This window comes from Pseudarthrobacter humi (genome assembly GCF_024294965.1).
In the GTDB taxonomy this organism is placed as follows: domain Bacteria; phylum Actinomycetota; class Actinomycetes; order Actinomycetales; family Micrococcaceae; genus Arthrobacter; species Arthrobacter humi.
Genome location: NZ_JANCLV010000007.1, coordinates 202,947 through 216,108 on the forward strand (window position 1 = coordinate 202,947; position 13,162 = coordinate 216,108).

Annotated in this window: 12 protein-coding genes and 1 riboswitch; of the genes, 3 read left to right on the top strand and 9 right to left on the bottom strand. The window is 65.5% G+C overall.

Going from position 1 to position 13,162, the window contains the following annotated elements; genetic code table 11:
• Positions 1 to 88 precede the first annotated feature (88 nt).
• From NFC73_RS12420 to NFC73_RS12435, 4 genes are all read right to left on the bottom strand, one after another.
• Positions 89 to 1,357: an ABC transporter substrate-binding protein gene (locus NFC73_RS12420; RefSeq protein ID WP_254750613.1), complete on the bottom strand. Its 1,269-nt coding sequence runs from the start codon at positions 1,355 to 1,357 to the stop codon at positions 89 to 91.
• Between the two features lie 11 nt (positions 1,358 to 1,368).
• Positions 1,369 to 1,575 (bottom strand): cold-shock protein, encoded by a 207-nt coding sequence (locus NFC73_RS12425; RefSeq protein WP_141139551.1) that lies wholly within the window; start codon positions 1,573 to 1,575, stop codon positions 1,369 to 1,371.
• A gap of 158 nt (positions 1,576 to 1,733) precedes the next feature.
• On the bottom strand, positions 1,734 to 2,351 hold the full coding sequence (locus NFC73_RS12430; RefSeq protein ID WP_254750615.1) for a LytR C-terminal domain-containing protein: 618 nt from the start codon (positions 2,349 to 2,351) through the stop codon (positions 1,734 to 1,736).
• A gap of 51 nt (positions 2,352 to 2,402) precedes the next feature.
• On the bottom strand, positions 2,403 to 2,732 hold the full coding sequence (locus tag NFC73_RS12435; RefSeq protein ID WP_058929987.1) for a DUF3263 domain-containing protein: 330 nt from the start codon (positions 2,730 to 2,732) through the stop codon (positions 2,403 to 2,405).
• 133 nt (positions 2,733 to 2,865) lie between these two features.
• Between NFC73_RS12435 and NFC73_RS12440 the strand changes: the two genes are divergently transcribed.
• Positions 2,866 to 3,636, top strand: a complete 771-nt coding sequence (locus NFC73_RS12440) for a uracil-DNA glycosylase (RefSeq protein ID WP_254750617.1) — start codon at positions 2,866 to 2,868, stop codon at positions 3,634 to 3,636.
• Positions 3,637 to 3,650: 14 nt separating this feature from the next.
• Positions 3,651 to 4,490: a siderophore-interacting protein gene (locus tag NFC73_RS12445; RefSeq protein WP_254750619.1), complete on the top strand. Its 840-nt coding sequence runs from the start codon at positions 3,651 to 3,653 to the stop codon at positions 4,488 to 4,490.
• Positions 4,491 to 4,529: 39 nt separating this feature from the next.
• On the opposite strand, the gene NFC73_RS12450 is transcribed toward NFC73_RS12445, so the two are convergent.
• The 3 genes from NFC73_RS12450 to NFC73_RS12460 form a co-directional block, all read right to left on the bottom strand.
• Positions 4,530 to 6,017, bottom strand: a complete 1,488-nt coding sequence (locus tag NFC73_RS12450; RefSeq protein WP_254750621.1) for a threonine/serine exporter family protein — start codon at positions 6,015 to 6,017, stop codon at positions 4,530 to 4,532.
• A 39-nt stretch (positions 6,018 to 6,056) separates the two neighbouring features.
• Positions 6,057 to 7,373: a peptidoglycan bridge formation glycyltransferase FemA/FemB family protein gene (locus NFC73_RS12455; protein WP_254750623.1), complete on the bottom strand. Its 1,317-nt coding sequence runs from the start codon at positions 7,371 to 7,373 to the stop codon at positions 6,057 to 6,059.
• 86 nt (positions 7,374 to 7,459) lie between these two features.
• Positions 7,460 to 8,533: a lipid II:glycine glycyltransferase FemX gene (locus NFC73_RS12460; RefSeq protein ID WP_254750625.1), complete on the bottom strand. Its 1,074-nt coding sequence runs from the start codon at positions 8,531 to 8,533 to the stop codon at positions 7,460 to 7,462.
• 242 nt (positions 8,534 to 8,775) lie between these two features.
• On the opposite strand from NFC73_RS12460, the gene NFC73_RS12465 reads away from it, so the two are divergent.
• Complete coding sequence (locus tag NFC73_RS12465; RefSeq protein WP_308292679.1) at positions 8,776 to 9,237, top strand: TspO/MBR family protein; 462 nt, start codon at positions 8,776 to 8,778, stop codon at positions 9,235 to 9,237.
• Positions 9,238 to 9,264: 27 nt separating this feature from the next.
• Here NFC73_RS12465 and gcvP read toward each other — a convergent pair whose 3' ends face one another.
• Positions 9,265 to 12,135: an aminomethyl-transferring glycine dehydrogenase gene (gene gcvP / locus NFC73_RS12470; protein ID WP_256548897.1), complete on the bottom strand. Its 2,871-nt coding sequence runs from the start codon at positions 12,133 to 12,135 to the stop codon at positions 9,265 to 9,267.
• A 187-nt stretch (positions 12,136 to 12,322) separates the two neighbouring features.
• Positions 12,323 to 12,420, bottom strand: a riboswitch (glycine riboswitch).
• A 94-nt stretch (positions 12,421 to 12,514) separates the two neighbouring features.
• Positions 12,515 to 13,054, bottom strand: coding sequence for a TetR/AcrR family transcriptional regulator (locus NFC73_RS12475; RefSeq protein ID WP_254750631.1), 540 nt, complete (start codon positions 13,052 to 13,054; stop codon positions 12,515 to 12,517).
• Positions 13,055 to 13,162: the final 108 nt, after the last annotated feature.

The following is a 13,162-nucleotide window of genomic DNA, read 5'->3' on the forward strand; positions in this document are numbered from 1 at the left end:
AACTCAATAATTAGCACTCCCTAGGTGAGAGTGCAAGCGAAAGGTCCCGTAAATCGCCCTGTCAGGGCGGCCCGTTCGCCACCGGCGATCAGCCCGTGGCCCGGCCTGCCGCCTCGTGGCCGCTGAGAACTGCCCTGTTGTCTGCGCCGTAGGTGAACACCATGTAGTTGGCCGTCGTGATGTCACCGTTGGCGTCGAAGGCAACCGGCCCCGATTCGCCGTCGTAGTTAATGCCTGCCCCGGTCTTCAGGACCGCGAGGCAGTCGGTGTAGGACAGGCACGGCTTGGTGGCCGGGCCCGGGGCCTGCGCGGCGGGCTGCCCGCCTCCTGTCCCGCCGGAGACGGCGATCAGGTTGGCGGCGATGGAGCGGCCGGCGTCGTCGTCAGCCTTGGCTGCCGCCAGGACCGCCAGGTTCACGGCGTCGTAGGTCTCCGCGGCGAACGAAAGGTCTTTCAGGGCAGGGTTGACCGACACAAGACGGGCCTGGAAGTCCGCAGACGGCAACAGGCCCGGCACCACTGCACGTGCACCTTCGAGCGCCTTGGATCCAAGTCCCGAACCGTACTGGGCGAAGGCGCCGTCGCTCAGGATGATGCTCTTGCCCGAAAGTCCCGCGTTATTGAGCTCTGCGATGGCGCCCTGGGCGTCGTCCCTGGCGATCAGCACTACAGCGTCAGGAGTGGCGGCCTTGGCAGCGGCTGCGGCGTTCCCGGCGGCGCCGGGCTTGAAGGCGGTGGTGGAGACAGTTTCCAGGCCGGCGTTTTTGGCGGCGCCGGCCACCGCGGCAGCCACGTCCTTTCCGTAGCTGGAGTCCTGGTGGACCACGGCCAGGCTCTTGGCGCCGCCGTCCTTGGCCAGCTTCACCAGCACCGATGCCTGGGCTACGTCCGCCGCGGCCGTCCTGAAGTAATAGCCGCCGCTCTTGTAGCGGGACAGGCCGGCAGCGGAGTTTGCAGGCGAGACGAGCGGCACGCGGGCCGCCGCGAGGACGTCGATGGCAGCGGCGGCGTGACTCGAATCCGTGGGTCCAATGACCGCGTCAACCTTGGCTGAGGCCAGACTCCTGGCCTGGGCGTCGGCACCATCACCGGCGCCCACCACCAGATCTACGGGCCTGCCCTTGTGGCCGCCGGCCGCATTGATTTCCTTGATTGCCAGTTGGGCCGCGGCGAGCTGCGAGTCGTTGAGGAAGGCCTGCTTCCCTGTGCTGTCCTGGATCAGCCCGATCCGCAGCGTGCCGTCACCGGATGCTTCAGCGGATTCAACGCGGGCGCCGCCGCCGCCGGCTCCGGCACAGCCGGCCAGGGCCAGCAGGAGGGCCGCCCCTGTGGTCGTGCGGACGATTGTTGAACGCAAGCTGCGGGAGATCACTGCGCGGGCCGGACGTTTTCTGCCTGCGGGCCCTTCTCGCCTTCACCGACTTCAAGCTCCACGCGCTGTCCCTCATCCAGTGCCCGGTAACCTTCGCCCTCAATAGCCGACCAGTGCACAAAGACATCGTCCCCGGAGCCGTCCACCGTAATAAAGCCGTAGCCCTTTTCGGCGTTGAACCACTTAACCGTTCCCAATGCCATGATGTCCGCTCTTTTCCGTCGTGCCGTCGGTCCCCGTCGGAAGTGTGCCGCTTGTTACGGACCGAAGCCTGAAATCACTCTAGCGACAAGCCATCCGGCGGGCCGAGCCACACGGCCGCTCCGGTGCCCAAAAGTTATTCAGGCGTGACCGCGCGGCGTTACTGGTAGCCCGGCCCCAGGACAACAACCAACGGCACCTGGAATTCCTGGGTCTCCACCAGCGTGGGGATGTTCAGGAGTTTGGAGACTGCTTCTGCGTTGGCTTTCTGCGCCGGGCCTGCATAGAAGATTGCGGATGTCTTTTGCGGAGCGCCGCCCCAGTTTCCCACCTGGCCCAGGGTCCAGCCATCGGCCTGGACCATCGAGCTGATGCGTCCGGCGAGCCCGGCCGTACCTGCCGCGTTGTAGATGGCAATGCCCTGGGTCTTGTCCAGCACAGCTGCGGAGGGGACGTTACTGGGCGAAGCGCTGGGCCCGGCGTCCGGGCTCTTCGAGGGCTCCGGGTCTGCGGAAGATGGAGCGGTGACGGACGGTGCCGTGCTTGCCTCGGAGGCCGCGGTTGATTCCAGGCTGGTGGAGGCTTCGCTGCCGGCCTGGGTGAACCCGAGCTTGGGAAGGATCAGGAAGGACACCACTCCGATGGCCAATGCCACAATCCCCACAGCAAGGATGGGCCACAGCTTGCGGCGGGCCGGCGCCGATGCCGCACGGTGGACGCCCTGCCGCGAGGCGGACTCCGGAACCTTGTCGAATTCATCCCGAGCGTATTTGGTCATGGTGGGGAGACGTCCTTGTTGATTGCTGCTGATGGCTCAGCACGAGCGTGGTCAGGCGTCGGAACCCAGGCGTCGTGCAGTGCGTGCCCGGTGACGCGACGTACGTAGTCTACGCAATCTCTTGACCAGCATGGGGTCGTGGGCCAGTGCAGCTTCGGTGTCAATGAGGGCGTTGAGCAGCTGGTAGTAGTGCGTTGCGGACAGATCGAACAGCTCCCTGATGGCCTGTTCCTTGGCCCCGGCGTACTTCCACCACTGCCGCTCCAGCGCAAGCATCTGTTGGTCTCGCTCGCTCAGGGGGGAGTCACGAAGCGTAAAATCCGCCAGCAAAGAGCCGCGCTCTTCCGGCTCCGGCATGTGTTCGCGAGCAGGTTCCGCCACGGCACACCCTTTCGCTGGTCTCGCTGAATCACCGGTTAAGTTTCAAAATCTCCTCCCCATGCTACGGCGTGAATAACACCGTTGTCATTTGCGCCCCGGATGCAGCGGCCGGCAACCCTGCGAGAATGGGAGCGTGTTTGATTCTGACGCGCTCTTCGAACTGGCGGCGGACCCGGCGGATGCCCTGGGCTTTGCCGAGATGGCCGCCTTGCCGCTCACTGCGCTGATGGCGGCCGACTGGGCGGAGGCGCTGGGCCCGGTGGAGAGTGAACTGCGCAGTGTCCTGCGCTTCCTGGCCACCGAAGTTGCCGCGGGGCACCAGGTGCTGCCGGCGCCGTCGAACGTTCTGCGCGCCTTCCGGCAGCCGCTGGCGGGCGTGAAAGTCCTGGTAGTGGGCCAGGACCCCTACCCGACGCCGGGCCATGCGATCGGCCTGTCCTTCGCCGTTGACGGACGGACCCGGCCCATCCCGCGGAGCCTGGCCAATATCTACCGTGAGCTTGAGTCCGACCTCGGCCTTCCGGCGCGCGTCCACGGCGACCTGTCCGCCTGGGCCAGCCAGGGGATCCTGCTGCTTAACCGGGTCATGAGCGTCCGGGCCGGGGCAGCCGGCTCCCACCGGGGCAAAGGCTGGGAGGCCATCACGACGGCGGCAGTCACCGCGGTGGCCGGCCGGCGCACGTCCGACGGCGGCCCGGCGCCGCTGGTGGCGGTGCTGTGGGGAAAGGACGCGGAGAGCGTCCGGCCCCTCCTACCGGGCGCGGCGGTCGTGTCCAGCGCCCACCCCAGCCCGTTGTCGGCGTCGCGCGGATTCTTCGGCTCCCGGCCCTTCAGCACCATCAACCGGCTGCTGCAGGACCAGGGCTGCCCTGGCGTAACCTGGGACCTCCCCGCGCTCCCTTAGCTTAGGGTTACCTTATGAGCACTGTTCCGGCCGCCACCAGCGCCACAAAAAATACACGTCCGCAGATCGACCTCACGGTCATTCGACGGGAAGAACTCTCGCCCCACATGGTCAGGATCGTGGCCGGCGGCAAGGGTTTTGCCGCCTACGTGAACAACAGCTTCGTGGACCGCTACATCAAGATCGTTTTTCCGCAGCCCGGCGTTGACTATGCCCAGCCCCTGGACCTGTGGACCATCCGCGAAACCATGCCCCGCGAGCAGTGGCCCTTCACCCGCACCTACACGGTCCGCTGGGTGGACATCGAGGCGCAGGAACTCGCCATCGACTTTGTAATCCACGGCGACGAAGGGCTGGCCGGCCCTTGGGCGGCTGCCGCCAAGCCCGGCGATACCTTCACCTTCACCGGGCCGGGCGGTGCCTACAACCCGTCGCCCGACGCTGACTGGTACCTCTTTGCCGGTGATGAAGCCGCACTTCCTGCGATCGCCGCCGCCATCGAATCACTGCCTGTTGAAGCGGTCGGCCTGGCGTTCATCGAGGTGGACAGCGACGCGGACATCCAGCCCCTCGCGTCCCCGGCGGGCGTTCAGGTGACCTGGCTCCGCCGCAACGGCGTTCCTGCAGGCGCCGGGGAACTCCTGGTTTCCGCGGTTGCCGGCGCCGAGTGGCCCGCCGGACGGGTCGACGTTTTTGCGCACGGCGAGCGCGGCTACATGAAGGGCCTCCGAGACGTCTTTTTCGTCCAGCGCGGCCTCGAACGGAGCCAGGTTTCGCTGTCCGGCTACTGGGCCCAGGGCCGGGTGGAGGACGATTTCCAGGCTGAGAAGAAACTCCCCGTAGGAAAGATCTAAGCAGGGTAGATCTGACCGTTGCCTAACGGCGGCGGGCGGTTAACGGCGGCGGGCGCGGCGCCGCTCGTTGCTGGCCAGGCTGCGTGTCAAGGGCCGGGCCAGGGTGTCGCCGAGGACAATGCCGGCGGCTGTGCCCAGGACTATCGCGCCGGCGTTGAGCATGCCGCCAGCTCCCAGCAGGACTTCGGATTCCTCGATGGTCAGCACATACATCGAGCGGAAGATGGTCAGTCCAGGCAACAGGATCAGGGCCGCCGGGACGGCCACCACCAGCTGGGGAGCGCCCATTTTCAGAGCCACCACTCGAGCCAATAGTCCAATCACAACGGCCGCGACCGCCGGGGAGAAACGGTCACCGACGCCGAGGGAAGCAGCGCCAAGCAGTACAAAATAGCCCACCACGCCCACGGCTGCGGTGGGCAGCAGCAGTTCCCACGAGGTCTGCTCCGTCACGCCGATGGCCATCACTGCCACGGCGATAAGGATGACCAGGACCCAGAGGTCGTAGGCAGGCGGAAACGTTTCCGTGACGCTAATCGGCTGCATCCCGGTCATCGAACCGATCACAAAGGCCACCGCGATCCCGGCCACAATCGCGCCGAACGTCAGCAGGGTGGACAGGAACCGGCCCGCGGCGGTCACCGGGAACCCGTTGATGGCGTCCTGGACCGACGAGACGAGGCGTCCGGTGGGCAGGAGCAGGAGGATGCCGCCCACCACCACAATCGCCGGTGCGTTAGTGAGCTCAAACCGCCACAGCAGCAACGCGGTGAGCGTCACGCCGAAGGAGCATGCCGCCGTCGTGAAGAAATCCGGAACCCTCCACCGGCCCAGCTGGCGGGCGAGCAGGCTGACACCGATGTTGGCCACGAAGGCGATGCCCGAGGACACCGGACCTCCGCCGAGCACGCCCACAAAGACTGCCGCGAACACGCCGAAGGCTACAGTGACCATCCAGCGTGGAAACGGTTTGGGGCTGGTGATGGCCTCGTCCAGCCGGCGGATCGCCTCATCGCGGCCCACTCCCCCGGCCACGATGTCCGTCACCAGCCGGTGTACTTTGGCCAGCCCGGCATAGTTGTTGGTCCAGGACCGCACCACCCGAAGCAGCGCGATCGGCGTCTGGTCCCTGGGCGCATAGTTGATGGCCACCGACTGGTTGGTGATGTCCACTTCGATGTTTTTCAGCCCCAGCGCCGCGGTGACGGCAATAATGCTCGTCTCCACTTCCAGGGCGCCTGCCCCGTACCGGAACATGGTCTCGGCCAGGTGCAGGGAAAAGTCCAGGGTCTTGCGTGCGGAGGTGTCCACGCCTCCCACCTGGATCATGGGGTTGGCGTAGGGGCTTCCGGCGAGCCTGTCCACAATACTCAGTGGCGCCGTCGGCGGGTTCTCCCCCCGCACCAGGCGCCGCAGCATCCGCTTGGCCGCGGCATCCTGGCGGAGCTGGGAGGGGGTGAGCGGCTCTGTTTTGGGCAGACCGTCGGTGGGAGGCCTGCGCCTTGGATTTCCAGGTCGATCGTTCACCTTGGTGCTCCTCCCTTTCTGGCAGTTCGTGGTTTGGTGTTAGGCCTGGCGCTTCAGTGGCAGTTTGCCCAGCAGGGTGCGGGCCGCCGCGATGCCCGCGCGGACCAGGCGGTTGGCCTGGAAGGCTACCGGCCGCACGGGCATCACGAAGTCACCCAGCAGCTGGACCACGTCGCCGCCGAAGCCCTTCTTGAACTCGTAGCCGCCGTGGCCTTCTTCGTCCTGTCCCTGGATGCCGAAGGTGCCGTAGAAGTTGTAGCGCGAGTAGCCCTTGTCCAGCCCGTGCAGCATCATTCCCCAGTACAGGGACGTGGCGCCGTTGAAGTAGATGTAGTCCTGCTTGGTGCCGCCGATAACGCAGACCACCTCGTCGCCGAAGCAGACGAAGTGGATGGCGGCCACTGTAGCCACACCCACCGAGTCCGGGAACCGCTCGATGTCCTTGAGGCTGCGCTCGTAGCTGTCCACGAGGTCCTGGACAACTTTGAGCCGGTTGGCTTTCTTTTTGCTGCCGGTCTCTTCGACGTCACGGCGGAGTTCGGCTGCGGACGCGGCTTCCGCTTCCAGGCGTTCGGTGATGGACTTCCGGTACGCGGGGATGTCGATCTTGGCCATCATGAGTTTCGTGAACTCGGCAGAGGTGGTCCGCAGGAGCTGGTCGTAGTATTCGCGTTCGCGGTAGAAGAAGCCCTTCTCGTCCCCGGCTGTGCTTAGCGCGTCGTAGAACTCGTCGAGGGTTTCAAGGGTGGCTTGCTCCAGGAACACACCGTTCTTTTCAGCCTTCCGGATGGCCTTCCGTGTCCGGTAGCTGGTGCCCATGATGAGCTCCTCGGCGTCCGTGATGCCGCCGAGCTGCTTGATGAACATCCAGTTGACGTTGGCGAAGTTCATGTCGGAGCCCTGGTGTTCAAAACCAAGGCCCGCCAGTTCCGCCACGAGCGGCCTGTTGTCCACGATCTCGGGGTGTTCGGCGCCGTCGGCATCGCGGGCGATGTACGTCAGGTTCGGGGAAATCCGGAGTTCGGCGGCCTTGCGTTCCGCGGCGCGTTCCTTGAGGAGTCCGACGACGTCACGCACCAGTGCGGCGTCCGTGTAGTCCAGGAGGGGGCCCTTGGCGCACTCGCACACCTTGTAGCCCCAGCGGTTGGTGGTGAAGTTCAGTTTCCCGGCGGCGACCAGGTCGCCGTCGCGCCTGACACCGAACAGTTCCACTGACTGACCGCGGGCACGCTGGAAACGGGTGAAGTCAGCGGACTGGATGAAGTTGTTTTGCGGGTGCTTGAGGGAGAAGGACTCAAACTCGGCATCGCTGAGGACGCTGAACTCGAGTCCGGCTCCGGCCTTGGTTGGATTCACGGAAATAACCTCATCTATGGCTGGGCTGCCGACTGGGGCAGGCGCTGGCCTTCGTGGTGTGGATGGTGAGAGTGGCTGGTGGGCGGTCAGTAGAACTGCTGGCCGGTGCGTGCGGTTTCAAGCCGGCGGAAGACCCGTTCCGCGCCCTTGACCCACAAGGTGTGCCTGACGGGCGACAGCACGTAGTCGTAGCAGCCGACGAAGTCCGTCACCGTCTTGGTGAAGCTCGTTTTGAACATTCCCATGCCGTACAGGTGGTGGGACTTGTCCTTGATCAGGCCGGAAGGCGGCGTGCCGCAGAAGTCATACTCGGTGCAGCCGAGTTCCTGCATTCTCCGGATGGCCTGCCACTGGACCAGGTGCGAATCGCCGTACTGCTTCCTGTTCTGGGTGGAGCCGCCGTCCTTGTAGGTTGCCTTGGATCCGTAGTTGATCACAAAGGCGCCCACGCTGGGTTTGCCGTCTTCGTAAACGAAAAAGAAGCTGCCCTGGCCGCGGGTGCAGAATTCGTCCCAGAACTGGGTGTAGTACTCGAGGCTGCGCAACGGCATGGAACCCTTGGCGTTCACGGTGTCTGCCATCAGGTCATACAGCGCCCGGTACGTTTCCGGGCCTGGCTCCTGCTGCACCACGGCGCAGCCTTCGCGTTCTGCCCGGCGGATCGCGTTGCGGGCGCGGGAGGAGATGGACCGGAACACCTGGTTCTCCGGAGCCGCAATGTCCAGCAGCGCCGTGGAGTCGTTGGACTGGATGTTCGGGGCCTTCACCAGGCCGGCGGCGGCGAGCTGTGCCCGGGCTTCCGGGGTGCTCACGATGTCCGGTTCAATCTTGATGGTGAAGACATTGAGTTTCCGGCTCCGGGCGAATGCAGCGCACGCGTCCAGGGCCGGCTTCAGGTCCTCGACGGCACCCAGGTCTGGACCTTTGATCAGGTACCACAGGCGGCCCAGCACCGGGAATTTCTTCTCCAGCACCAGGTTGTAGCTGGCGGTCCCTGCAGACTCCAGGACCAGGAAGCGGGCGGTCCAGCCGCTGCCGTTCTTCACGGACGCGTACGCAGCGGACTGCAGCATGTTGCCGCCGTTCGGGTTGGCCGTGACGTGCTTGTCCCAGTTCTCAATTTCCTCCGCTGTGGCAAAGCGGGCGGTGAATTCTCGCAAGGGGGCCGTGTCCAATCTCAGGGGTTTGTGCGCGGTTCTGTACTCGTAGTTACGTGCGGACATGTAGCCACAAGTCTAAAGCCTGATCGGGTGGGGGCAGTCCAGACAGGACCGCGGAGCGCCTTGACTCGCGGGCGGCGCGCCGCAAGGGTTGACCTATGGAGTTGGTCCCTAAAAAGTCCGTCCCTGGGCCTGGAAGTCCCGGCAGGAAGCACCGTCGCCGCGGGGAGATGCTTGCGCTCATGCTCTTCTTGGCAACTTCCGCCGTAGTCGCCTGGCTGGGTGCTTTTGCCACTGTCAACAACGTGAACGGCTGGTACGTGGGCGCTGACAAAGCCCCCTGGTCACCACCGAATTGGTTGTTCGGTCCAGTGTGGACAGCTCTTTACACTGCCATGGCGGTGGCCGCCTGGCTGGTCTGGCGCCGCCACACCCCGGAGTCGCGGCCCGCGCTGGTCAGCTACGGAATCCAGTTGTGCCTCAACCTGCTGTGGACACCCACCTTTTTCAGCCTGTATCCGTTGCTCGGCACGGCCGCCCTGTGGCTGGCTTTTGCAGTCATCCTTGGGCTGATCGGGGCGGTCACTGTCACGGTGGTCCGCTTCGGCCCGATCAGCCGGGCCGCCGGGATACTTCTGCTGCCCTACATCACCTGGGTTGTGTTCGCGTCGTCCCTCAACCTCTGGGCCGCGCTTAATAACTAGCCCCTGGGGTGCGGGGAGCCGACGGGCCTAGTCTTCGAACTCGGACAGCGGCGGGCAGGAGCAGATCAGGTTGCGGTCCCCTGCTGCGCCGTCGATGCGGCCGACGGGCGGGAAGTATTTGTCCTGCTTGAGGTGGTGGACCGGGAACGCGGCCTGCTCACGCGGGTACTCGCGGTTCCAGTCGGAAGATACGACGGCGGACGCGGTGTGGGGTGCGTGGCGCAGCGGGGAGTTCTCGACGGCGAAGTCGCCGTTGGCCACCTGGTCGATTTCCTTCCGGATGGTGATCATCGCATCGATGAACCGGTCGATCTCCCCCAGGTCCTCCGACTCGGTGGGCTCCACCATGAGCGTGCCCGCCACCGGGAACGCCAGGGTGGGGGCGTGGAAGCCGTAGTCGATCAGGCGCTTGGCCACATCCTCCGCGGTGACGCCGGTCTTCGCCGTCAGCCCGCGAAGATCCAAGATGCACTCGTGTGCCACCAGCCCACCCTCACCGGTATAGAGGACCGGGAAGTACTCGTTCAGCCGTGCCGCAACGTAGTTCGCAGCGAGCAGCGCGGACTTGGTGGCGTCGGTCAGGCCCTCGGCACCCATCAGCTTCACGTATGCCCAGGAGATCGGCAGGACACCGGCAGAACCGAACCGTGATGCGGAGATCGGGACGTCATTACCTTCGGTCCAGGTAGCCGCGTTGCCCGGCATAAACGGTGCCAGGTGCGCCTTCGCCGCGACCGGGCCAACGCCGGGGCCGCCGCCGCCGTGCGGGATGCAGAAGGTCTTGTGCAGGTTCAGGTGCGAGACGTCGCCGCCGAACTTGCCCGGCTGCGCGAGGCCAACGAGCGCGTTGAGGTTGGCGCCGTCCACGTACACCTGGCCGCCCGCGGCGTGCACTGAATCGCACACCTCACGGACATCGGCGTCGTACACACCATGCGTGGAAGGGTAGGTGATCATGATCGCCGAGAGGACATCCTTGTTCGCCTCGATCTTGGCGTCAAGGTCAACGTGATTGATGCTGCCATCAGGAGCCGTCGCGACAACAACCACCTTCATGCCGGCCAGGACAGCCGAGGCGGCGTTGGTGCCGTGGGCCGACGCCGGGATCAGGCAGACATTGCGCTGCTGGTCTCCGCGGGAGTGGTGGTAGCCGCGGATCGCCAGCAGGCCCGCGAGCTCACCCTGCGACCCGGCGTTCGGCTGCAGGGAGACCTGGTCGTAGCCAGTAATCTCGGTGAGCTGGTCTTCGAGATCGGCGATGAGTTCGCGCCAGCCCACGGTCTGGGAATCCGGGGCGAAGGGGTGGATCGAGGCGAACTCCGGCCAGGAAATGGCCTCCATCTCCGCCGTCGCGTTCAGTTTCATCGTGCAGGAACCCAGCGGGATCATGGTCCGGTCCAGCGCCAGGTCCCGGTCGCTGAGCCTGCGGATGTAGCGCAGCAGCTGGGTCTCGGAACGGTGCGTGTTGAACACGGGGTGCTGCAGGTAACCGGAGGAACGCTCGACGGCGGCATCCAGCGCGAACTCAGCGTCAGTCCCGGCGACCGCGTCCACCGCCGCGGCACCAAAGGCTTCCAGCACACCGGCAACAATGGCCGGGCTGGTGGTTTCATCGGCGGAAACGCCGACGGTGTCGCCGTCGATGTGGCGCAGGTTGATGCCCTTGGCCTCTGCTGCGGCAACAATGGCCGCAGCCTTGCCGGGCACGGAAACCGTGACGGTGTCGAAGAAGCTTGTGTGCAGGACGTCCAGGCCGGCCGCCTTCAGGGACGCGGCGATGGTTGCAGCGTGGCTGTGGACTTGCTCGGCGATTGCCTTGAGGCCGTCGGGGCCGTGGTAAACGGCGTAGAACGAGGAGACGATGGCCAGCAGTGCCTGCGCGGTGCAGATGTTGGACGTGGCCTTCTCCCGGCGGATGTGCTGCTCACGGGTCTGCAGCGCCAGGCGGTAGGCGGGGGTGCCGGCGTCGTCCTTGGACACCCCGACGAGGCGGCCCGGCATGGACCGCTCGAGACCCTTGGCTACGGCCATGTAGGCCGCGTGCGGGCCGCCGAAGAACAGCGGCACCCCGAAACGCTGGGTGGAGCCGACGGCGATGTCCGCGCCCTGCTCCCCCGGCGGGGTGATCAGGGTCAGCGCCAGCAGGTCGGCGGCGACGGTCACGAGCGCGCCGCGCTCCTTCGCAGCCGCGATCACGTCGGCGTGGTTGAACACGCGGCCGGAGACACCCGGCTGCTGCAGGACGATCCCGTTGATAACGCCGTCGGGCAGGCCCCGGGAGAGGTCGGCGACCTCGACCTCGAAGCCGAGGGCTTCGGCGCGGCCCTTCACGATGGCGATGGTCTGCGGCAGGCAGTCGGCGTCGAGGACGGTCTTGCCGTCATGCGCCGTCTTGTTCTTGTTGGCCCTGCGCATCATCAGCACGGCCTCGGCCACGGCGGTGGCTTCATCCAGCAGCGACGCGTTCGCGATGGGCAGGCCCACCAGGTCCTGGACCATGGTCTGGAAGTTCAGCAGCGCTTCGAGGCGGCCTTGGGAGATCTCGGGCTGGTACGGGGTGTAGGCGGTGTACCAGGCCGGCGCCTCCAGGATGTTCCGGCGGATCACCGCAGGCGTGACCGTATCGTAGTAGCCCTGGCCGATCATCTGCACAGCAGTCTTGTTCTTCGAAGCCAGCTTCCGCAGCTCCGCAAGGACCTCAACCTCGCTGAGGGCGTCCTTGAGGGCCAGCGGCTTGGCCTGGCGGATGGAGTCGGGGACGGCAACGTCCACCAGCGCGTCCACAGTGCCGTAGCCGACGGCCTTGAGCATGGAGTCGACATCGGCCTGGCGGCGGGCACCAATATGCCGGTCAACGAAAGTGGCCGAGGCCGAATTAACACTCACAAGGAACTCCATTACTAAGGCGGGCGCTGGGTACGCCACATCGACTCGGGTTCCTCCCCGCTCTGTCTGGGACCTGAGAGTTTCCGCCCAGCCTGCTTCCGCAAGGCTGCGCTTGCACCGTCGGTAGGCACAGCGGTCCTGACATTCCGGAGTGATCCGGGACGCTTCAGGCGGACGGCCTGCCACTTTCCAGAGTTGCCTGGCCGCGGCGGTACGTGGGCCTGAGAGATTCCTGGGGAGGATTTGCTCCTACGGCGCCTGTTGTACCTACTAACAGAACTCTCCCGCCGCAGATCAAAGGCATATTCAGATTTTGTGGCGGCCGCAGAGGGTCGCCACGCGGTCCAATTCTCCTACGCCCCGGGCCGCCGGGCAAATGAGGTCGGCGGGTTCAGCCGCGTAGCCGCTCCACGGCAGCGAGGAGCTCCTCAATGTCTCCCTGCCTGCCCATGCCGTCCCCGGTGGTGCCGCTTTCCCACATGGCGTTGAAATACAGCCCGTCCCCCATGTAGAGCACGGCTTTCGCCATGGCCGTGCCGACGTCGGCCGCGATCAGGTCCAGCCATTGCTGCTGGATGGCGGCAAAGCGGCGCCGGGCCTCTTCATGGGCCACTTCAGCCAGGCGCGTGGCGGCCACGAAGGATCGGTCCATGGGCGAGTCGGACCAGAGCGAGGAACGGATGAAGTATGCCGCCGCACCTTCAGCTGCTGCGGCCATCAGCGCGAGGTCTTCGACGGCCAGCCGGTCCAGCCGCTCCAGCACCGCGGCGATCAGCGCTTCCTTGTTGGGGAAGTGATAGAGCAACCCGCCCTTGGACACGCCTGCCCGCTTTGCCACTGCATCCAAAGTGGCAGCCCGCTCCCCCACGTCGATCAGGAGTTCTTCAAAAGCGTCGAGGACTGCGTCGCGTGCGACGGGATTTCTGGCCATGGCTCCAATCATGCACGCTCCGGGTCCCGTTTCTTAACTGTACCGTCTGGACGGTATAGTTATCAGCATGACGTTGTCCGCACAGTCCAACCAGAACACCCGAAGCAC